Below are 20,275 nucleotides of genomic sequence, written 5' to 3'. Positions count from 1 at the left end.
CGATTTGGACGGGAGCAAGAGACATGCCGAAGACTCGTTCAGATATCGCTCGCCTGCTTTATACGGCGCTGACTGTCGGGGACAAGGAGCAGCTTGAGATGCTGCTCCACCCGGATTTCGTTGGCGAGATCGCAGAAGGGATGCCGTTCGGCATTGGAGGGCGGCACGAGGGCCCCACTGCGATGCGTCGCAGCGGGTGGGGAGCGATCGCCCGGCATTTTGCGGCACGTGCCGAACCAGAGCGCTTTCTTGAGGTCGGAGAGGCCTGCCTGCTTGTGACGGGTCGGTACCGCGGCGAGGGAAAGCAGGGAGGAGCTCCTCTCGACGCGTCCTTCGCGCATCTCATTACATTCGAGGGTGAGCGCATCACACGCCTCGAACAATATACTGACACCGCTCGCTGGCATGATGCCGCGGGCCCCTTCAAGGCCGTCCTCCTCGAGATCGCAGACGGCATTGCAACTCTTCGGCTCAATCGTCCGGACCAAGGTAATGCCATCAATGAAGAGATGGCCGCGGATCTGGAAGAAGCCTCGGCGCGAATGGCCGAAATCTCCGGTTTGCGCGCCGTCCTGATCGCAGGGAACGGGAAGAATTTTACCATGGGCGGCGACATCAATCTATTCGCCGGTACACCGCCGGCCGAGTTGCCGGGCAAGCTGCGTCGCATGATCGATGGCTATCATCGCGCGATAGATCGCCTGACAAGCATGGATGCACCGGTCGTTGCGGCAGTGCGTGGCGCCGCCGCGGGAGGTGGGTTGGGCCTCCTCTACGCTGCAGATATCGTATTGGCATCCACTGACGCGCGTTTTGCCCTCGGATATAGCGCGCTGGGATTGACGTCTGACGGCGGCAACACCTGGTTCCTGCCGCGGATGATTGGCATGCGGCGGGCGCAGGAGCTCTTCCTGCTCAATCGCCGCCTGACGGCGCAGGAGGCGCTGGAATTCGGCCTGGTCTCGCGTCTCGTGTCGGACGACTCTGTCGAAGCGCAAGCGATGGCGGTCGCGAGGGAGCTGGCGGCGGGGCCGACGCAGGCCTTTGGTGCCATGCGCCGTATGTTGCGGCAGTCTTTTGAATCAAGCCTCGGCGCCCAGCTCAAAGTTGAAATTGAATCCATCGTTGCCGCGAGTCGCTCTGACGATGCACGCGAGGGCATCGCCGCGTTCGCATCCAGGCGTCGGCCTGTTTTCAAGGGGAAATGACCGGGGGCTGTCCCGGCCATTTCTCGGCGGCCTTACTTCACCGGCTTGAAGCTCAGTGTGGCGGCATCGGCCTGCATGATCTGCAGCTTCTGGTTCGAGAAACGGACGCCGGGACCGAAGCTGACCGGCGCCATCACGCCGGTTTCCACGTTCTTCGTCTTTTCGAGCTCGCTGATCGTGCAGGCCCAGGTCGGCTGCTTGCCGCAGCGCTCGATCGCCGCGATCAAGACCTTCGCCGCGGCATAGCCTGTCATGGTGTAGCGGTTGATGCCCTTGAACTCGGCCTCCGACACCAGCGGCCTGGCCTTCTCCAGGAACGCCTTGCCGGCCTCGCCGGCGAACGGCTCGACATAGTCAACGGCGTAGATGCCGTCGCCGGCCGGGCCCATCAGCTTGAGCACGGGCTCGATCCGGCCGGGCCAGAAGATGCCGGTTACCGGCTTGACGTTGAGTTTCTCGAGCTCCTTCATCATCGCGATGTTCTCCGCGATGATGCCGCCGGCCAGAAACACTTCGGCGCCCGAATCCTTCAACTGAAGCATGTCGGACGAGAAGTCCTGCTGGCCTTTCTTGTAATTGCCGCTGTAGACGACGTTCAGCTTTTTTGATTTCACCACGGAATCGAAGCCGTCCCGCACGGTAATGCCGTAATCGTCATCCTGCGTGATCAACCCCCATTTCTTGCCGGGGTTCTTCTCGGCGAGGTAATTCACGAGGTGGATGATCCCTTCCTCGTAAGACTGGCCGACCACGAACACGTTCTTGCGCGGGGGCTCCCACAGGAGCTTGACGGGTGCGACGTCGATCACGGTCGGGATACCCGCCTTCTCCAGCACGGGCATCACGGCGATCGACTGGCCGGAGCCGGAGATGCCGAGCATGGCGAACACCTTATCGACCTCGATCACCTTCTTGGCGCCCTGGATCGTGCGCGCGGTGACATAGCCGTCGTCCTCCAGCACGTATTTGATCTTACGGCCGTTGATGCCGCCGGCATTGTTGGTTTCCGCGATCGCGATCTTGTGGCCGATCGATGCGGCGACGCCAAGCAGCGCCGGCGGTCCGGTCAGGGGCTCGACGTCGCCGATCAGGATCTCGGTGTCGCTGATGCCGGGGTCGGCGGCAAGCGCGCCGCTGCCGGCCAGCAGGGTCGTCGCGAGCAACAGTGACGCGGTCGTCAGATGATTTTTCATTTCTGTCCTCCCTCCAATATCGGTTTTGTCAGTAACGCAGCGGCCAGTTCACCCATGCGCGTCTGATGTCGTGCCAGGCGCCGACCAGGCCGCGTGGCTGAAAGCGCAGGAACAGGATGATGACGAGACCGTAGAGCATGCTCTTCAGCTCCTGCGCGCCTGTGGTGAACACCGCGTCGATCTGGGCGCTGAACAGGCTGAAAACGAGGCGCGTTGCTTCCGGCAGCAGTACGATCACGATGGTGCCGAGCACGGCTCCGAGCGCCGAACCGAGGCCGCCGACGATCAAAATCGCCAGCGCCTCGATCGAGAGCAGGAACGGAAACCCTTCGACGCTGACGAAGGAAAGATAAATTCCGTAGAGCGCGCCGGCGATGCCGATGACGAAGGCTGACGTGACGAAGGCGAAGAGCTTGTAGGCATGCAGGTTGATGCCCATGACGCGAGCCGCGGTGTCGTTGTCGCGGATCGCGACGAAGGCGCGGCCGACCCGGCTGCGGCGGATGTTGAGAGTGGCAAACAGCGTCAGAATGGCGACGCCGAGGCAGAGATACGTGAATGCGGTGTCGCCGTCGAAGCTGATGCCAAAAATCTCCGGCCGCTGCACGGAGATGCCGCGGGCGCCGTTGGTAAGCCATCGCATCTCCAGGATCACTGTGTTGATGATGAAGGAGAAGGCGAGTGTTGTGATGGCGAGATAAAGGCCCTTCAGGCGCAGCGACGGCGCACCGACGATCAGGCTGGCCAGCGCCGGGACAATGCCGGCACCGAGAAAGCCGAGCAAGGGGTGCATGTGATACTTCGATACGAGGACCGCGTAGGCATAGGCCCCGGTGACGAGGAAACCAACGTGACCAAGGGAGATCAGGCCGGCGTAGCCGGTGAGGATGTTGAGGCCGAGCGCGGCGGTCACCGTGATCAGGATGATCATCAGGAACGACAGCGCGTAGGCGTTCAGGACATAGGGCGCGGCGATCAGCGCCAGCACCAGAACTGCCGACCACAGCCAGACCGGTGGGGAATCGATCAGCGCGACGAGTTCGCTGTAGGTCTGCTTGTAATCGCCTGTGCGCATCGCTTTAAACCCTCTCGATGTCGCGTTCGCCGAATAGGCCGAATGGGCGGATCATCAGGACCACGATGATCATCGCAAAACCCGCGATCTCCTTCATGCCAGAGCCGATATAGCCACCGGCGAGATTCTCGGCGATGCCGATCAGCAGGCCGCCGAGGCCGGAGCCGAGCACGGCGTCGAGCCCGCCGAGGATGGTTGCGGGAAACGCCTTGAGTCCGAGCTGGAACATCGCGGGCGACAGGTCGTAGGACAGCGCGAAGAACACGCCGCCGATCCCGGCGATGACGGAGGAAGCGGCCCAGGCCAGCGCATGGACGCGGGTGGCGCTGATGCCCATCAGGAGCGCGGTCCGGTCGTCGGCCGCGACGGCGCGCATGGCGACCCCCATCTTGCTGTAGCGGAAGAATGCCCAGATTGCGGCCAGCAGCACCAGCAGCGTTGCGATGACGGCGATTTGGCCGGTGCGGACGCCGATGCCACCGATGCGCACGATGTCACGGCCCATGCCGATGTCGAGGTCGTGCGGGTAGGCGTCCCAAATGAAGTTGATCGCCGAGCGCAGGATCACCGCAAGCCCGATGGTCACCATCACGGTGGCGAAGACCGGCTCGCCCAGCATCGGCCGCATCACGACGCGCTCAATGACGAGACCGAGCAGGATTGCAGCGAGAATCGCGCCGAAGGCGACCACGACCACATTGCCGCTGACGGTCGTCGAGATGGTCCAGGCGATATAGGCCGTGATCATGGTCATCTCGCCCTGCGCGAAATTGACCAGCCCGGTCGACTTGTAGATGACGGCAAAACCCATCGCGATCAGGCCATAGATGGCGCCGATCGCAAGGCCGGAGATCAGAAGTTGCAGCAGATACTGCATGTCAGCTCTCCGCAGGATAGATGATGGCGAGCTCGCGCGCGAACTTCTTCTCGATCATGGCGCGGCGCACCTTTTGGGTGGCGGTCAGCTCGCCGTCGTCATGGTCGAGCTCCTTCTCCAGGATGGCGAAACGCCTGACATTCTCGACCCGCGCGAAGCGTTTGTTGGTCTCGTTGACGATGCGCTCGACCAAGTCGTGCACTTCGGGCAGTTGCGACAGCGACTTGTAGTTGGTGTAAGCCAGCGCGCGGTCGCGCGCCCAACGGCCGACATTGTCGTAGTCGACCTGGATGATCGCGCCGAGATACTTCTTCGCTTCGCCGACGACGATGGCTTCCTTGACGAATTCGGAGTCCTTCAGCGCATTCTCGATCTCGGAGGGCGCGATGTTCTTGCCGCCGGCGGTGATGATGATGGCCTTCTTGCGGTCGACGACGGCGATTTCGCCATTGTCGAGCACTTCGATGATGTCGCCGGTACGGAGCCAGCCGCCGGTCTCAAGCGAGGCGGTGGAGGCCTTGTCGTCGAGGAAGTAGCCTTTGAAGACGCCGGGATTGCGCAGCAGGATCTCGCCGTCGTCGTCAAGCTTCCACTCGGTCTGCGGCAGCGGCAGCCCGCAGCCACCGATCCGGTGATGGCCCATCGCCTGGACGAAGGCGACACCGCCGCTCTCGGTGAGCCCGTAGCCTTGCGATACCGGGCGGCCGATGATGTCGAAGAAGCGCAGTGTCTCCGGCGAGATCGATGCGCCCGCGCAGAGCCGATGCCGGCTATAGGCGAAGCCGAGGTGGCGTTGCAGATTGCGGAACATCAGGAGATAGAGCAGGCCGTAACCGGCGCGATCGAACAGGCTTTCCTTGCCCGCCTGCCGGCGGTCGGAGAGCTTTCTGCCCCAGGCGAGACAGGCCCTGGTCAGGCCTTGCCGCAGCTTCCCGCTTTCTCCGAGCTTGAACAGGAAGCCCTGTTGCAGCTTTTCGTAGATGCGGGGAACGCCGACGAAGAAAGTGGGCGCGATCTCGCGGATGTTGATGGCGACGGTGTCGATCGACTCGGCAAAGCTGACGGTGCCGCCGAGCACGAGATGCATCACCATGCCGTAGCAGCGCTCCGCGACGTGGCACAGTGGCAGATAGCTCACCGCCTCGAACGGCTTGTCGGCGATGCCGACGGCTTCGGCGTAGGTATAGGCGGCGTAGACGAGATTGCGGTGGGTCAGCATCGCGCCTTTGGGCGGGCCAGTGGTGCCCGAGGTGTAGACGAGGATGCAGACATCGTCGGGCGCGCCTTGCGAGATCATGCGGTCGAGCGCGGCATTCGCGTCAGGATGCTCGCGCATATGGGCAAGGCCGCGCTGGCACAGCGCCTCGAATGACATCAGCGTCGACTGGCGGTAGTGCCGCAGCCCCTTCATGTCGGTGCAAACGATAGCCTCGAGATCCGGCAGGCCGCCATTATTGGCCATGGCCTCCAGCACCTTGTCCGTCTGCTCCTGGTCGCCGGTAACGACGACGCGAGCGCCGGAATGCTTGACGATATATTGCAGCTCGACCCAGGGGTTGGTCGGATAGATGCCGACGGACACGGCCCCGATCATCTGCGCGCCGAGGTCGGCGTAAAACCATTCCGGCGTGTTCTCTCCGGCGATAGCAATGCGATCTCCCGGCTTAATGCCGAGCGACAAGAGGCCCAGCGCGATCGCCCGTGCCGTCTCGTAGTAGTGCCGCCAGGAATAGGGATTCCAGATGCCGTAGTCCTTTTCGCGCAAGGCCCGCGCATCGCCATGCATGGCGGCACGCTGCCGCAGCATCTGCGGAATCGTGATGGCGGCATCCCTGAGCGAGGCGTGGAAGGTGGCCGCGTCGGTCGTTGGCGCGCTGCGGGCGGCGTTTGCTTGCAGTGGTATAAGCGTTGAGCGAAGGCTATCGAGCGTCGACATCATGACCCCGCCTTTGCAATTGGACTGGCGCGCCGGCCGCCGAGATAGGCTTCGGCGACGGCCGGGTCGTGCCTGACCTGATCGGGGGTACCTTCGGCGATCTTGCGCCCAAAATTGAGGACGTGGACGCGATCGGAGATGTCCATGACGATCCGCATCTCGTGCTCGATCATCAGGACCGTAATGCCGAGCTCGTCGCGGATATCGAGCACAAAGCGGGCGATGTCCTCGGTCTCCTCCTGGTTCATCCCGGAGACCATCTCGTCGAGCAGCAGGATCTTTGGCTCTGAGGCGAGCGCGCGCGCGAGTTCGACGCGCTTCTGCTGGCCATAGGACAGCGTCCCGACGACCGCGTCTCTGACATGCTCGATCTCGAGGAATTCGATGATGTGCTCGACCCGTTGCCGCGCCGCGATCTCCTCGCTACGGGTACGGCCGAAGAAGATCACGGCATCGAGCACGTTGGAGCGCAGATGGGTATGACGGCCGGTGAGGATGTTCTCGACCACCGTGCCGTGCTTGAACAGCGCAAGGTTCTGGAATGTGCGGGCGATTCCGGCGGCGGCGAACCGCCAGGGCGAGATGGTGGATAGGTCGATGCCGTCGAAGACGATGCGGCCGCCGCTCGGCCGCAGCACGCCGGAGATCATATTGAACAGGGTGGTCTTGCCGGCGCCGTTCGGGCCGATCACGCTGCAGATCTCGCCCGGCGCAACTGTGAGGTTGACATCGGCAAGCGCCTGCAGGCCGCCGAAGCGCTTGCTGAGGTTCTCGACGGTGAGGAGCGCGGTCACGACAGCCACCGCTTGCGGCGCTTGTAGTGCTTGATCTCGCGCAGGCTCTTGCGGTTGCCTGAGGAGGCGCCGAGATAGAACTCCTGGACATCCTCATTCGCCGCGAGCTTCTTGGCGGTGCCGTCGAGCACCACGCGACCGGTTTCGAGGATGTAGCCGTAGTCCGCGATGTCGAGCGCACGCTGGGCGTTCTGCTCGACCAGCAGCACCGTCATCTTCAACTCGTCGCGCAAGCGGACGATCACTTCATAGATGCGATCGATGATCAGCGGCGCGAGCCCGAGCGAGGGCTCGTCCAGCGCGAGCAGGACAGGATCGGTCATCAAGGCGCGGCCGATCGCAAGCATCTGCTGCTCGCCGCCGGACATGTAGCCCGCGATCTGATCGCGCCGCTCGTAGAGCCGGGGGAACAACGCAAACACCTGGTCGCGGCGTTCGCGCGCGTCAGGGCCGGTGCGGGTGTAGCCGCCCATCTGGAGATTCTCGTCAATCGTCAGCGCGGCAAAAACGCGGCGGCCCTCGGGCACCTGGACCATGCCGCGCCGGACTAGTTCGTCGGGCGGCAATTGATGGACGTCTTCGCCCCGGAAGCGGATGCTGCCGTTCTCGATCACGCCTTCCTCGGTATAGAGGATGCCGGACATTGCTTTCAGCAGCGTGGACTTGCCTGCGCCGTTGGAACCGAGTAGGGCGACGACGCCGCCCTGCGGCACCATAATCGAGACGTCGCGGATGGCCTCGATCGCGTTGTCATAGACGACGCGAATATTGCGGAATTCGAGCAGGCCATCGGGCATTGTTGCCGCTTGTGGCGCAGGAGACGGCGTCTGGAGCGGGATCGTCGTCGGCATCGCGGTCAGATCCGGCTCGACTGCGGCAGGCGAGGGCGCGCGGACAAGATCGCATCGGTCACGATTTTGGCGGTTTCGGCGCAGGCCTGTGTGCCGCCATTGCCATATTGCTTGACGGCGTCACCAACGCACCAGAGACCTGCGATGCCGGTCTCCCGCGGCAAATCGTAGCCGGCGCAGCTCCGCTGGGCTGGCCAATCGTCCCGCATGACGCGGATCGAGAGGATTCTTGCTCGATCGAAATTGCCGAACTGCTCGCGCAGATCAGCGAGGGCGAGCTCCACTTCGGCATTCGAATCGAAATCGCCTAGCGCGGGGACTGGTACGGCATAGGCGACATAGAGGTGCCAACCGGCCGGTGCGAGCTCCGGGCAAGTGGCCGATAGGTTTGCCATGTTGCAGAGCCGTCGCGTCTTGCCGAAGGTGACGATGCCGGGATGGTTCACCAGCGGCTCGCGGCTCGCGATGTTGATCACGATATTGGCGGCGGGCCGCAAGTCGTTTCGGACTTTTGCGACGTAGCCGGCAGGGAAGGCCGCTTCGCCGGCCAGCGCGACGGTGGCTTTCGGTCCGGCATTGCTGATGACGAGGTCGGTCTCAATGCGTACCGGCGCGCCATTCCTCTGGACTGCGACGCCGATAACACGGCCATCGATCGTGTGGATTTCGGTGGCCGGTGTTTCGAGCCAAACGTCGCCGTTTCGCTTGATGGCATCAGCAAGACTGGTCCAAACGCCGATCGTTCCATCCGGGCAGAAGCCGAATTTCTTGAAGGCACCCTTGCTGGTGAAATAGGTGAGGAAGGCGCGGGCCGGCAGCTCGGCGGCGTTGCAGGCGAAAATCGCAGCGCAAAGATTGCGAAAGAGCGCGTGGACCGTGGCGTTGTTGGTGTAGGCTCTGAGCCAATCCTCGGTCGATTCCCGACCGTCTGGGAGGTTGCCGGATCGGGCATCGGCGAACCTCTCTAGGATGCGGGAGGCCTGCTTCGTGAGTTGCCCGAGCAGTAGTGACCAGCCGCCCCGGCCGACGTCGATTAGCTTGCCGTCGATGAAGAAGGAGCTCGCAGGCTCCGGCGCTCGGATGTTGAGGGGCGCGCCGACGGTGCGAAAGGTCTCCTCGAACACGCCGCCGAACTCAATCGCGATCGCGCCGATATTGACCTTGAAGCCGTCGATCTCTTCCGTCGAGGCGCGTCCGCCGAGCCGGCTTTTGTCGTCGACGACAAGTGTGTGCAGCCCGCCATAGGCCAGCCGCGCCGCGGCGCACAGACCACCGGCTCCGGCCCCGATCACGACAGCATCGACCTTCTGCGCGTCCACGAACTGCCTCCCTGGATGCCGCCGGGTTGGCCCCGCGTGCCCCTATGTCCTTGCTGTGTTGAGGTTCAACATATTATAATCCGACCGGCCGTTCAAATTATTTTTTTGATCCAGATCAAATTTGGGCGGTCAGGCCGAAGAGTTCTGGTGGACGGCGGTGGCCAACACGGGACGATGCGAGCGTGTCGGTAGTATAGAGAGCGGAAGCCGTCGGATTGCGACGGCACGCTCGGAATGTGAGAGACGGTCAATGGCGCGAACGCGCTCCGAGAATTACGACGACATCCAACGCGGAATTCTATCTGCGGCCTGCGGCCTGTTTGCGAGCCAAGGCTATATGCGAGCTTCGATCGCCGACCTCGCCGATGCATGCAAGCTCTCGCGCGGCGCGCTATATCACTATTTCGACTCGAAGGAGGCGATCCTCTTCGCCATCTTGGACGAGCATGTCCGCCGGATGATCGCCGATGTCGAAGCTGGGATCGCAAAGCATGCATCCACGCTTGATCAGTTCCGCGCTGCGATCCATGCCATCGTTGATCTTAATGCGCGCTCGCCGCAGGAGCAGCGCCTGATTCTTAACGATCTGACCTTCCTAAGCGAAGCCGACCAGCAGACTATCAAGTCTCTCGAGCGCCGGATTGTCGATCTTGTCTCGGGGCTACTGCTGAAGCTCGACAATCAAGGCAAGATCGTCAAACGGACCAGGAAGGTCTACGCGATGATGCTGTTCGGAACACTTAACTTTAGCCACACCTGGTACGATCCGAATGGCGGCATTGGCCCGGGTGAGTTTGCGGATTTGGTCGTCGATCAATTCCTGTATGGGATCGCGGGCCAAGCCGCGCCCAAGGCCCTGCGCGCCGCGCCATGATTGGCGATGACTTCGAGGGATCGCGATTCGTTGTTATTTCCGGGTAAGCCCTTTGAACGAACTGGCCCTGAGTAGACCTTCGGAGGTGATGTCCCGGTACTCCGATTCGGCGAAGAACTTCGTCTCGACCCAAGTGGAAGTGATCCAAACAGTGTCTTAGCTTACGCTACGCCTTCGGGAGTCGATTACAGCACCGGCAATGCGGGGCTTCATCAAGCCCCAGCTTGCCACGCTAGAGGGCCTTTCGGCATGGTTCAGCTAGGGTGCCTATGAGCTTTTGACGTCCGGCAGGGACGGATGGCTCTGGAGATCGCGCTTGACCACCTTACCGAGCGCGTTTCGCGGAAATTCGTCTAGAAATACGACTGCCGAGAGCCTCTGCGTTTTTGCCAGTCGTTCGTTTGCCCATTCTTGAAGTGAGCCAACCTCGAGCTTGCTCTCGCGTTTTACGATAGCGAAGCCGATGGGCGTTTCTCCCCAGACCGGGTGGGGCACTCCGATGACGGTCGCTTCCAGAACATCGGGGTGCGCGCTCAGCGCCTCTTCGATGTCGGCCGGGTATATATTGAACCCGCCCGAGATGATCATATCCTTCTTGCGTCCGACGATATAGAGATAGCCCTCGTCGTCGAGCTTGCCCATGTCGCCGGAGCGAATGAACGATCGTCCTTTTTCGTCGCGCCAGACTATGGACTCGGTCTGCGCATCATTATTGTAGTATCCGCGCATCATCCACCCGCCGTAGAACGCGACCTCTCCGGTCTCGTCTCGCGCGACTTCTCGATCGTTGCCGCCCAGAATGCGAACATCATAGCCTGGGTTTGGTCGCCCGACCGATGACGGACGATCAACCATTTCTTCCGGCGAAATAATCGTGGCTCCGCCTTCCGAGAAGCCGTACAGCTCATAAAGCCGGGGCCCGAACGCAGATGTTATCTTGCGTTTGACATCTACTGTCATCGTCGAGCCCGCCGTCAGGCACATCTTGAGGCTGCTGAGGTCCGCCCGATGCAGCGCAGGTTCATCCAGCAGACGAATGTACTGGGTGGGCACCATAAAAACGTGCGTTATCTTACGCTCTTGAATCAAATCGAGGCAGTCCTTCGTTGAGAAGGACGGCATGATCACGATCTCGCCGCCTGTCATCAGGGCAGGCCACAGTGTGATCCAGCTGCCATTCGAGTAGATTGGCGTGGTGAGAAGGGTGCGCGCCGTCGAGCCGTAATTCATACCAATGGCGTAAGTCATGCCCATATTCTGACGAGCGCGATGAGAATAGGCGACGCCCTTTGGCAGCCCCGTCGTGCCGGAGCTGTAGCTGATGTTCATCAGATCGTCGAGTTCGAGCGCGACGTTCGGCTCGTCGTCCGGCGCGCCAGCCCACAACTCGCGGATGGATCGGCACCAGGACTTGTCCGCCATCGCTCAAACGCTGCGGCACCTGGACGCGGCGGAGGCCGGCTTATTTCCCGCCGCGTGGTGTTCATGAAGGGGACGGTGAGCGTCTTCAGTGCTGCGGCGCTCCGCCTGGCGGGCACTTTCCCGCGAGGTTGCGCAACAGCTTGGTTCGCGCCACATCTGCGTGCCGGAGGCGAAGTCGAGGGAAGGTGTGGCGCGTTCCGGATCAGGGCTGCGTTTGGCTAAATGAGCAACTCTCGGGCGATGACGACCCGCTGAATCTGGTTCGTGCCCTCAAATATCTGAGTTAGCTTTGCGTCGCGCATCATGCGCTCGACGGGATAATCCATGGTGTAGCCGTATCCCCCAAAGATCTGCACCGCATCCGTTGTCACCTTCATGGCCATGTCGCTAGCCACACACTTAGCCATGCTGGCGAGAACATTCAGGCGCTTCCAATCACTCGCGTCGCCGGCTCGTGCGCACTCATATACCAGCGCGCGCGCCGCCTCGATTTGCATCGCCATGTCCGCGAGTATGAATTGCACGCCTTGGAATTCCGAGATCGATTTTTTGAACTGCTTGCGCTCTTTCGCGTAGGCGACGCAGGCGTCGAGTGCGCCCTGAGCCAGTCCGACAGACTGGGCTCCAATGGTCGGCCGATTGAGATCGAGGGCGCGCATCGAGGCTCGAAAGCCCTTGCCTTCTTCCCCGACCAGATTTTCCAGCGGTACACGCACATTGTCGAAGAAGATCGGAGTGTTCGGCGCGCCCCGGAATCCCATCTTGCGCTCATGACGGCCAAAAGAGATCCCCGCCATCTTCTTCGGTTCGACAATGAAGGCGCTTATGCCGTCGGCGCCCGGACTGTCGCTGGTCCGTGCCATCACCACGATGTAGTCGGCGACCACTCCATAACTGCACCACTGCTTGCGGCCATCTAGGATATAGCAATCACCATCTTTCCGGGCGCGCGTTGCGATCGCGGTGACGTCTGAGCCGGCCTGCGGCTCGGAAATGGCAATTGCCGTGACGACACCGCCCTTGGCGATGATCGGCAGGTACTTCTTTCGCTGTTCCTCCGAACCGAAATGGAGCAGCGGCATAATGAACATCGTGTTCAGGCAGGCAATCGAAGCACAGGCCGGAGATATTCTCGAGATCTCCTCGCGCGCGATGCAGGCCATGGTGAGATTGCCATTTGGGCCGCCATATTGCTCCGGCACCCAGAGCTGCATCAACCCCATTTCGCCGAACAGCTTCACGAGCTCGGTCGGAAAGCGGTCGGTCTCGTCGATTTCGGCGGCGATCGGCGCCACATGCTTCTCGGCCATTTTGCGGACGGTGTCGCGGAAGGCGATCTGCTCCTCGGAAAAGCTCATGGACCCTCGTTGGTGGACATTTTTGAGTGAAAGCGAAAAAGGGCTTCCATTGAATGGGTGATCCATTTAATAATTCACCACATGGACACCAAGTCAAGCCCCCGCGCCGGTGCGCATTCACGCAATATTTCGTCCGGCAGGCGGGAGCGCCCGGCCGAACATCGGGCGACGGCAAGTCCCGCGCCGGCCCCCAGGTTCCGGCCGATCCATACGAGGCGGGCGTTCGAGGAGATCTGCGAACGCATTCGCGAGCAGCTGGCGCTCGGGTTGCTGAAGCCCGGCGACAAGCTGCCTCCGGAGCGCGATCTCGCTCAGCAGCTCGGTGTGAGCCGGAATGTCCTGAGGGAGGCGTTGCGCAGCCTCGAGATGGCCGGCGTGCTTCGATTGCTAAAGGGCGTCAAAGGCGGTGCCTTCATCCAGGAGGGCGACACCAGCCGCATGAACGACGTCATGCGGGACATGCTGAGCCTCGGCACGATTTCGGTCCGGGAGTTGTCCGAGGCGCGTGTCCACGTGCTCGACCTCGTCGTCGGTCTTGCGTGCGACCATGCACGTCAGTCCGATCTCGAGGCGCTGGAGGCCAACATCCGGCGAACCGAGCTTGCGACCAAGGAAGGGAGGCTGCTCGATCGGGTCGAATGCTCCCGCGAATTCTACAAGCTGCTGGCGGCTTCGACTGGAAACAAGGTCATCGCAATGATCATGGATGCCGTGACAGAAATTCACATGCGCTTTGTCTACGCCAAGGTGGCCTCGAGCGGCGTTGCGATGAGCCGGCTGGCTGAGCGGCGGCGGCAATTGCTCTCCGCCATAGCCGAACGAAACACCTCATCGGCGCGCCGCTTGATGCGCGCGCATCTCGAAGCTGTTCAGCGAATGCTCGAGCAGGACCCAGGCGCGATGTCGCTGCATGTCGCGCTGGCTGAGGTCCAGCCGGGCATGCGCCGCTAGCCGGGCTTGGAGCCAGCGGCCTGAGCTCAAACCACGACAACAACGGGAGGAACAAAGTGTCGAACTACGCGAAATATGAATGCCTCAAGGTCGACGTGTCGGAGAAGGTGGCGACGGTGACCCTGAACCGGCCGCAGTCGCGCAATGCGATCAATCAGAAGCTGATCCGCGAGCTGCGGACGATCTGGGACGACCTAGCCGATGACCATGCCGTTAGCGTCGTGGTGCTGACCGGTGCCGGCGATTTCTTCAGCGTCGGAGGCGACGTCAAGGCGATGTCGGAGCGCCCCGGCGGGGATGTCCTCGAGGAAGGCGAGGTGCATGATCCCATGATCAGCCGCCGCGGCGTTACCCGGCAGCTCGAGCTCGACAAGCCCATCATTGCGGCGATCAATGGCGATGCAATCGGGCTCGCTGCGACCCATGCGCTGCTATGCGACATCACGGTCATGTCCGAGGATGCGCGCATTGGGGACACGCACGTCTCGCGCGTCGGGCTGGTTGCCGGAGACGGCGGCACCGTGATCTGGCCGTTGCTGGTCGGCATCAACAAGGCCAAGGAGTTCTTGATCCGCGGCACGCTGCTCAAGGGCAGGGAAGCCGAACGGATTGGCCTGGTCAATCATGTGGTTCCTCGTGCTGACGTGCTGGGCAAGGCGCGGGAGATCGCCATTGAACTGGCGAACGGCCCAACCTGGGCGATCCGCTGGACCAAGCTGTCGATCAACCAGATCGTGAAGGATCGCGTGAACATGCTGCTTGAGGCGTCAATGGCGCTAGAGCAGGTCACGTTCGAGACAGCGGATCACAAGGAGGCAACCATGTCCTTCAAGGAGAAGCGCAAGCCGAGGTTCGGTCAGGCGTAGGCTCTCGCGATGGCGGCCTCCGGCATCGAAAGCGACAACGTTGCGGGCATGCTTCGCGATTCCTTGCGCGGGTTTCTCGAAGCGCATTGGCGCGCCGACTGCATGAAGGATGGTGCATCGCCGGACGCGATCACCAACATATGGGACAAGCTGGCCCGGCAAGGTGTCGCGGTTCTGGGCGCCGATCCGGGGGAGGGCGGCCTTCGCGAGATCCTGGCGGCGATGGAAGAACTCGGCCGCGCGGCGTGCCCAGCTCCGATGTGGTCTGCCGTGCTGGCCAATCTCGCGTTGTCGCATGCCTCTCCCGGTACAGGTGAGTTGCGAAAAGCGCTTCACGTGGGCGCGGCGCGTATTGTCTTTTCCTTCGCTGCGTTCGATTCCGATCCCGGTATCGGCTCGATCACGCTTCATGGCGAGGCGGCAACGGGATTGCTTCGGTTCGTCGAGGCGGCGGGTAGCGCTACGCACCTGCTCGCGCCAGTGGACGAGACACAGCTTGCGCTCGTCGACCTTCGGGCTCCCGGCGTTAATCGCATGCCGACGCGCGCGATGGGTACCTGGGGCAATTGGGAACTGACGCTCGATGCCGCGCCCGCAAAACTTGTTCCTGCTGCTGACATCAGCTTGAGCGACCTACGATCGATCGCCCGTCTGGCGCTACTGGCCCGCGCCCATGGTGCCGCGCGTCGTGCGTTCGAGCTAGCCGTGGCCTATGCCAGGGAGCGGCAGCAGTTCGGCCAACCGATCGGGCGGTTTCAGGCGATCCAGCACAAGCTAGCCAACTGCTTCATCGACCTCGAGGGCGTTCGCCTCGTTCTGCACCACGCGGCAAAGCTGCGGGACGAGAGCGACCACGACTGGGCGTATTTCTCCGATTGCGCCATGGCGTTCGCGGGCCCTTCTTTGCGACGCGTTTCGCTGGAGACGCAGCACACATTCGGTGCCATCGGCTACGCCGAAGAGCACGAAGCGCCTCTGCACTTCAAGCGCGTGCATTTGGACACCATAGCCCTTGGCGGCGCGGCCCATGCCAGACGAAGCCTCGCTGCCCATCTGTTCGACAATGGCGGTGCAGGGATGCCGCAATATGATCTTGGTCCCGCCGGGAACGAACTGCGCGAACATGTCAGGCGGTGGCTTGCGCGAAACTGGGCGGGCGGCAGAAAGGCCGCGTTTGACGCCAAACCGTTCGCAAAGCGCGAGTTCGACGCTGAGTTTGCTGCCGATATGGGAAGCACCGGCTGGATTGGGCTCGGCTGGCCCCAGGAGTTCGGCGGCCAGGCGCGTTCGCCGCTAGAGCAAATCGCCTTCATGGAGACCATGGAGCAAAACGAGGCTCCGCGCATCGGCGCGTCGATCCAGGCCAACGCCTTGATGATGTTCGGAACGCCCGAGCAACAGAAGAAATATTTGCCGGAAATTCTCCGCGGCGAGGCCATGCATGGGATGGGTTACAGCGAGCCGCAGGCAGGATCCGACCTCGCGGCGCTGCGGACCAGCGCAGTCCGCGACGGCGACCATTGGGTCATTAACGGCCAGAAGATCTGGACCACGACCTGGTGGGGAAAATACATGTTCCTGGCGGCGCGAACCGACAAGAACGCGAGGCCCCATGCCGGCATCAGCATGTTCATCGTGCCAATGAACACGCCCGGGATCACGATCCGGCCGGCAACCACCATGTACGATGGAACGTTCGCCAACATTTTCTACGACGATGTTCGCGTGCCCCTGGAGAACCTCGTCGGTGGTGAAAACGAAGGCTGGAAAGTCCTGACTGGAGCGCTTGCTTTCGAGCGCGGACTGGTCGGCGGCGGCATCGCGCTGAAAGTTGCGCATGCCTTTGAACAACTGCGCCAGCACGTCGTGGCCCGGCAGGAGTTGAGTGGAGATCCGATTGTCCGGGACCGCATGGCGGCGTTCGCCTGCGAAATCGAGATCGGCCGCCTGCTGATGATGCATTGCGCCGACCTTGCCGCCGACGGCATCACGCCGCCGGAATATGGCGCGATCAGCAAGGTCTTTTCCAGCGAGCTGATGGAACGCTTTGGCGAAGCCGCGCTCGACATGCTCGGCATGCGCGCGGCGCTGTCCGAACAGATGCCGGGCGCCATAGACAACGGCCGCTTAGAGCAAAACCTGCGTCATTCCCTGATGTGGGTGATCAGCATCGGAACGAACGAAATTCAGCGCAGCTTGATTGCGCAGCGTGCGCTTGGTTTACCTCGATAGGAACCGATGATGCAGGGCCAATCATTGAAATCACCACTCGAGGGCGTCCGCGTGCTGGATTTCTCCATCATGCTCGCCGGACCCTATTGCGCCCGGTTGCTGGCGGATGTCGGAGCCGAAGTGATCAAGATCGAGCCGCCGGAAGGCGAAGAGATGCGTCTGCGCGCGCCCCTTCGCGACGGCCAAAGCGCCTATTTCGGTCAGCTCAATGCCGGCAAGAAGAGCATCGCGCTGGACCTCAAATCGTCCGAGGCGATCAAGCTCGTGCATCGCATGGTCGAAAGCACGGATATTCTGGTTGAGAATTTCCGGCCCGGCGTCATGGAGCGCCTGGGTCTCGGATATGAGGCGCTTCGCAAGATCAATCCCCGTTTGATCTATTGCTCTATATCCGGTTACGGCCAGACCGGTCCGCAATCGGAACGTCCAGCCTATGCAATGATCGTTCATGCCGAGAGCGGCTTCGACCGCGCGCTGATGCGCTATGCCGGCGATCGCGACCGGCCGGCGGCGGGAGCGGTGTTCGTTGCCGATATTCTCGGTGGCGTTTTCGGCTTCTCGGCGATTCAAACCGCGATGGTGCAACGGGAGCGTATGGGAGCGGGGCAGCATGTCGATGTCGTTCTGATGGACTGCATGCTGAACCTTTTGGTGTATGAGCTGCAGGAAGCGCAGTTCTCGGCGCCGGTGGCACGCCCGACCTATGGTCCCGTGCGCGCCAAGGACGGCGATGTCCTGATCGCGCCGGTGTCGGCGCGCAATTTTGCGGCGCTTCGCGACCTGACGGGCCTACCGGAGCTTTCGTCCGACCCTCGTTTTGGCTCGGTGGCGACGCGTGGCGCGAACTGGAGCGCGATGATGCAGGTCGTCGAGCGGTGGACGATGCAGCACTCCGTAGATGAGTGCCTGGCAGCGCTCGATCGCGCCGGCATTCCGAGCGCCCGCTTTCGCGATCCCGCGGAAACGCTGGATGATCCGCAATTGTCAGCCCGAGGCGTATTCGCGCCGATCGCCGACGTCGCAGGCGAGTTCAAGGGCGTCAACGCGCCGTGGCGGATGTCGGGCGCGCAGACTGGAATCGGCCACGACATCCCCGCCGTCGGCGAGCACCGGGACGAGATTCTCGCGCGCGTGCTCGGCCTGTCCAAAAATGACATCGGACAGGCCGCTGCCGCCGGCGCATTTGGAAAAGGTGGGACGTCGCCGTGATGCGATGCTGTTAGCCGCGAATTTTTCTAACGCAAGATAATCAATAACAGCGTGGGAGGATCGACGTGAAGGTGCTACGTGTTCTGGCTTTCATATTCGGAGCGGCGATCCTCGTCGCGCCCGCCGCAGCGGACAATTATCCGTCGCGTCCGATCCGGCTCATCGTGCCATATCCCGCGGGCGGTTCGACCGACATCATGGCGCGTGCACTGCAGGAGCCCATGACAAAAATCCTCGGCCAGCCGATCGTCATCGACAATCGCGGCGGTGCGGCCGGCACAACCGGTTCCAACGAAGCGGCTCGATCGGATGCCGACGGCTACACGCTTCTGTTTGCCAACAATGGGCCGATTTCGATCGCGCCGTTGCTGCAGAAAGGCATCGATTTCGATCCGCTGAAGAGCTTTGCGCCGGTGTCGCTGGTCTCCACGGCGCCGCTGGTTCTGGTGGCAAGCGAAAAAGTGCCCGTAACCGACGTCGCCGGGCTGATTGCCTATGCCAAGGCGCAGAGCAAGCCGATGCTATATGCTTCCGCCGGACCAGGCTCGCTCGGGCATCTGAGCACCGAGCGCTTCCTCAATCAGGCAGGTCTGCAAATGGTCCACGTCCCATACAGAGGCCAGGCGCCGACGACGCTTGCGATCTTTGCCGGCGAGGTCGACATTCTGCTCACCACCACTTCCGATACGCTGAACGAGCACATCCGCTCCGGCAAGGTGAAGCTGCTCGGGGTTTCCTCGCCAGGTCCTTCGCCGGTTGCTCCCGGTGCGGCCTCCATCGGCAGTGCCTTGAAGGGCTATTCGGTCGAAACGTGGTTCGGCATTCTGGCACCTGCCGGCACTCCGCCGGACGTCGTGGCCAAGCTCAACGCCGCGCTTGGCACGGTCTTGGCGATGCCGCAGATACGGGATCGCTTTCTCTCCTATGGCGTCGAGGCCAGGGCCAGCACGCCTGCCGAACTGCACGCCCTGATCGCCGCCGAAATCCCGTCCTGGCGCAAGGTGATCGAGGAACGCAACGTCAAGACCGAATAGCGGAGACGATGCTAGTCGAGAGTGATGTTGGCCTCCTTCACTACCTTCGCCCACTTGTCGACATCGGTACGGATGGTGGCCGCGAAAGCTGCCGGCGTTGAACTCTTCGGTTCGACGCCGAGCTTCTTGAGAGCCTCCTGCACGGACGGCGTCGCGACGGCGCGCGTGACCGCGTCGTTCAGCCTGGCCACGATCTCTGGCGGGGTGCCGGCAGGCGCGAGGATCCCAAACCACACCACCACCTGAAACCCGGGAAGCGCCTCGTTGATGCTCGGCATGTCCGGAAACAGCGGCGAGCGCTCCGCCGTGCTGATGCCGAGCGATTTGAGCATGCCGGCCTGGACCTGACCCATGCCTTCGAGCGGGGTGATGAAGTAGACCGAAACCTGGCCCGCCAGCGTATCGTTCGTTGCCGGTGCGCCCCCACGATACGGAACATGCTGCATTTCAATGCCGGCCTGACGGCGAAACAACTCCGCCGTGACATGAGAGGCCGATCCTTGCCCGACCGACGCATAGGTGAGGGCGTTGGGATCCTTCTTGCCGCGTGCGATCAGATCGGTGACGCTGCTGATCCCGGTCGACGGCGCCGTCACCAGCAGGAACGGCACGTCGACAACCTTCGACATCGGCACGAAATCGCGGATAGGATCGTAGGCGAGCTTCTTGTAGAGGCTCGCGTTCAGCGCGTTCGGTCCGAGGTTGCCGAATACGATCGTGTATCCGTCCGGCGTTGCCCGAGCCGCTTCGGTCGTGCCGATGATGCCTCCCGCACCCGATTTGTTGTCGATGATGACCGGTTTGCCAAGGATTTCCGTGAGGGGTTGCAGGATGGCCCGCGCGAGAATGTCGGTGGAGCCGCCTGCCGGATAGGGCACGATCATCCGGATCGCACGCTCCGGATACCCCTCGGCCAGAACAGGGGCTGTGAATAGGAACGACAGCAACAGAACCAGCGCGCGCATCAGCACCTCCCCTCGACGGACGCTCTATGGCGCCTCGGAAATATTTTTAGTACGTATACGTATCGTATCGGCCAGGGGATTTCAACCACCATGGCCGGGCAAGCGGCGGTC

General features: G+C 62.2%; 17 protein-coding genes. 7 read left to right on the top strand and 10 right to left on the bottom strand.

What is annotated here, in order from left to right:
- Window positions 1-23 precede the first annotated feature (23 nt).
- Window positions 24-1,208: an enoyl-CoA hydratase-related protein gene (locus IVA98_RS14180; protein ID WP_247332939.1), complete on the top strand. Its 1,185-nt coding sequence runs from the start codon at window positions 24-26 to the stop codon at window positions 1,206-1,208.
- A 32-nt stretch (window positions 1,209-1,240) separates the two neighbouring features.
- Here the strand turns inward: IVA98_RS14180 and IVA98_RS14175 are convergent, their stop codons facing one another.
- The 7 genes from IVA98_RS14175 to IVA98_RS14145 are packed head-to-tail and all read right to left on the bottom strand — an operon-like array spanning window position 1,241 to window position 9,253.
- Entirely contained in the window at window positions 1,241-2,401 is a 1,161-nt protein-coding gene (locus tag IVA98_RS14175; protein ID WP_247332938.1) for an ABC transporter substrate-binding protein, read from the bottom strand.
- 28 nt (window positions 2,402-2,429) lie between these two features.
- Window positions 2,430-3,476: a branched-chain amino acid ABC transporter permease gene (locus IVA98_RS14170; protein ID WP_247332937.1), complete on the bottom strand. Its 1,047-nt coding sequence runs from the start codon at window positions 3,474-3,476 to the stop codon at window positions 2,430-2,432.
- A 4-nt stretch (window positions 3,477-3,480) separates the two neighbouring features.
- Window positions 3,481-4,353, bottom strand: a complete 873-nt coding sequence (locus IVA98_RS14165) for a branched-chain amino acid ABC transporter permease (protein ID WP_247332936.1) — start codon at window positions 4,351-4,353, stop codon at window positions 3,481-3,483.
- Between the two features lies 1 nt (window position 4,354).
- Window positions 4,355-6,289 (bottom strand): AMP-dependent synthetase/ligase, encoded by a 1,935-nt coding sequence (locus IVA98_RS14160; RefSeq protein ID WP_247355128.1) that lies wholly within the window; start codon window positions 6,287-6,289, stop codon window positions 4,355-4,357.
- Window positions 6,289-7,083: an ABC transporter ATP-binding protein gene (locus tag IVA98_RS14155; protein ID WP_247332934.1), complete on the bottom strand. Its 795-nt coding sequence runs from the start codon at window positions 7,081-7,083 to the stop codon at window positions 6,289-6,291. The genes IVA98_RS14160 and IVA98_RS14155 overlap by 1 nt, the downstream gene beginning before the upstream one ends.
- Window positions 7,080-7,934 carry an ABC transporter ATP-binding protein gene (locus tag IVA98_RS14150; RefSeq protein ID WP_247332932.1) on the bottom strand — a complete coding sequence of 285 codons (855 nt, stop codon included), beginning with the start codon at window positions 7,932-7,934 and terminating at the stop codon, window positions 7,080-7,082. The genes IVA98_RS14155 and IVA98_RS14150 overlap by 4 nt, the downstream gene beginning before the upstream one ends.
- Before the next feature lie 5 nt (window positions 7,935-7,939).
- The gene (locus IVA98_RS14145; RefSeq protein ID WP_247332930.1) at window positions 7,940-9,253 is read right to left on the bottom strand and encodes a phytoene desaturase family protein; all 1,314 of its coding nucleotides are present in this window, start codon (window positions 9,251-9,253) and stop codon (window positions 7,940-7,942) included.
- A 121-nt stretch (window positions 9,254-9,374) separates the two neighbouring features.
- On the opposite strand from IVA98_RS14145, the gene IVA98_RS14140 reads away from it, so the two are divergent.
- The gene (locus IVA98_RS14140) at window positions 9,375-10,127 is read left to right on the top strand and encodes a TetR/AcrR family transcriptional regulator (protein WP_247332928.1); all 753 of its coding nucleotides are present in this window, start codon (window positions 9,375-9,377) and stop codon (window positions 10,125-10,127) included.
- 267 nt (window positions 10,128-10,394) lie between these two features.
- Here IVA98_RS14140 and IVA98_RS14135 read toward each other — a convergent pair whose 3' ends face one another.
- Together IVA98_RS14135 and IVA98_RS14130 are read right to left on the bottom strand one after the other, a co-directional pair.
- Window positions 10,395-11,549: a class I adenylate-forming enzyme family protein gene (locus IVA98_RS14135; RefSeq protein ID WP_247332926.1), complete on the bottom strand. Its 1,155-nt coding sequence runs from the start codon at window positions 11,547-11,549 to the stop codon at window positions 10,395-10,397.
- A 218-nt stretch (window positions 11,550-11,767) separates the two neighbouring features.
- The gene (locus IVA98_RS14130; RefSeq protein WP_247332924.1) at window positions 11,768-12,907 is read right to left on the bottom strand and encodes an acyl-CoA dehydrogenase family protein; all 1,140 of its coding nucleotides are present in this window, start codon (window positions 12,905-12,907) and stop codon (window positions 11,768-11,770) included.
- Between the two features lie 81 nt (window positions 12,908-12,988).
- On the opposite strand from IVA98_RS14130, the gene IVA98_RS14125 reads away from it, so the two are divergent.
- The 5 genes from IVA98_RS14125 to IVA98_RS14105 all read left to right on the top strand — a co-directional run bounded on the left by IVA98_RS14125 (window position 12,989) and on the right by IVA98_RS14105 (window position 19,199).
- The gene (locus tag IVA98_RS14125) at window positions 12,989-13,858 is read left to right on the top strand and encodes a FadR/GntR family transcriptional regulator (protein ID WP_247332923.1); all 870 of its coding nucleotides are present in this window, start codon (window positions 12,989-12,991) and stop codon (window positions 13,856-13,858) included.
- A gap of 56 nt (window positions 13,859-13,914) precedes the next feature.
- Window positions 13,915-14,724, top strand: a complete 810-nt coding sequence (locus IVA98_RS14120; RefSeq protein ID WP_247332922.1) for an enoyl-CoA hydratase/isomerase family protein — start codon at window positions 13,915-13,917, stop codon at window positions 14,722-14,724.
- Window positions 14,725-14,733: 9 nt separating this feature from the next.
- Entirely contained in the window at window positions 14,734-16,956 is a 2,223-nt protein-coding gene (locus IVA98_RS14115) for an acyl-CoA dehydrogenase family protein (protein ID WP_247332921.1), read from the top strand.
- Between the two features lie 24 nt (window positions 16,957-16,980).
- Window positions 16,981-18,165: a CaiB/BaiF CoA transferase family protein gene (locus IVA98_RS14110; RefSeq protein WP_346657718.1), complete on the top strand. Its 1,185-nt coding sequence runs from the start codon at window positions 16,981-16,983 to the stop codon at window positions 18,163-18,165.
- A gap of 65 nt (window positions 18,166-18,230) precedes the next feature.
- A complete protein-coding gene (locus IVA98_RS14105; RefSeq protein WP_247355127.1) occupies window positions 18,231-19,199 on the top strand; it encodes a Bug family tripartite tricarboxylate transporter substrate binding protein in 969 nt (322 codons plus the stop codon).
- 11 nt (window positions 19,200-19,210) lie between these two features.
- Here the strand turns inward: IVA98_RS14105 and IVA98_RS14100 are convergent, their stop codons facing one another.
- Window positions 19,211-20,164, bottom strand: coding sequence for a Bug family tripartite tricarboxylate transporter substrate binding protein (locus IVA98_RS14100; RefSeq protein WP_247355187.1), 954 nt, complete (start codon window positions 20,162-20,164; stop codon window positions 19,211-19,213).
- Window positions 20,165-20,275 lie beyond the last annotated feature (111 nt).

This window comes from Bradyrhizobium sp. 160 (genome assembly GCF_023073735.1).
Taxonomy (GTDB): Bacteria; Pseudomonadota; Alphaproteobacteria; order Rhizobiales; family Xanthobacteraceae; genus Bradyrhizobium.
This window is presented reverse-complemented; position numbering and strand designations above follow the sequence as displayed.

Excerpts from the sequence above, each read along its gene's own strand:
- IVA98_RS14180 (WP_247332939.1), top strand. The coding sequence starts at position 24 with ATGCCGAAGACTCGTTCAGATATCGCTCGCCTGCTTTATACGGCGCTG.
- IVA98_RS14175 (WP_247332938.1), bottom strand. The coding sequence starts at position 2,401 with ATGAAAAATCATCTGACGACCGCGTCACTGTTGCTCGCGACGACCCTG.
- IVA98_RS14170 (WP_247332937.1), bottom strand. The coding sequence starts at position 3,476 with ATGCGCACAGGCGATTACAAGCAGACCTACAGCGAACTCGTCGCGCTG.
- IVA98_RS14165 (WP_247332936.1), bottom strand. The coding sequence starts at position 4,353 with ATGCAGTATCTGCTGCAACTTCTGATCTCCGGCCTTGCGATCGGCGCC.
- IVA98_RS14160 (WP_247355128.1), bottom strand. The coding sequence starts at position 6,289 with ATGTCGACGCTCGATAGCCTTCGCTCAACGCTTATACCACTGCAAGCA.
- IVA98_RS14150 (WP_247332932.1), bottom strand. The coding sequence starts at position 7,934 with ATGCCGACGACGATCCCGCTCCAGACGCCGTCTCCTGCGCCACAAGCG.
- IVA98_RS14135 (WP_247332926.1), bottom strand. The coding sequence starts at position 11,549 with ATGGCGGACAAGTCCTGGTGCCGATCCATCCGCGAGTTGTGGGCTGGC.
- IVA98_RS14130 (WP_247332924.1), bottom strand. The coding sequence starts at position 12,907 with ATGAGCTTTTCCGAGGAGCAGATCGCCTTCCGCGACACCGTCCGCAAA.
- IVA98_RS14125 (WP_247332923.1), top strand. The coding sequence starts at position 12,989 with ATGGACACCAAGTCAAGCCCCCGCGCCGGTGCGCATTCACGCAATATT.
- IVA98_RS14115 (WP_247332921.1), top strand. The coding sequence starts at position 14,734 with ATGGCGGCCTCCGGCATCGAAAGCGACAACGTTGCGGGCATGCTTCGC.
- IVA98_RS14100 (WP_247355187.1), bottom strand. The coding sequence starts at position 20,164 with ATGCGCGCGCTGGTTCTGTTGCTGTCGTTCCTATTCACAGCCCCTGTT.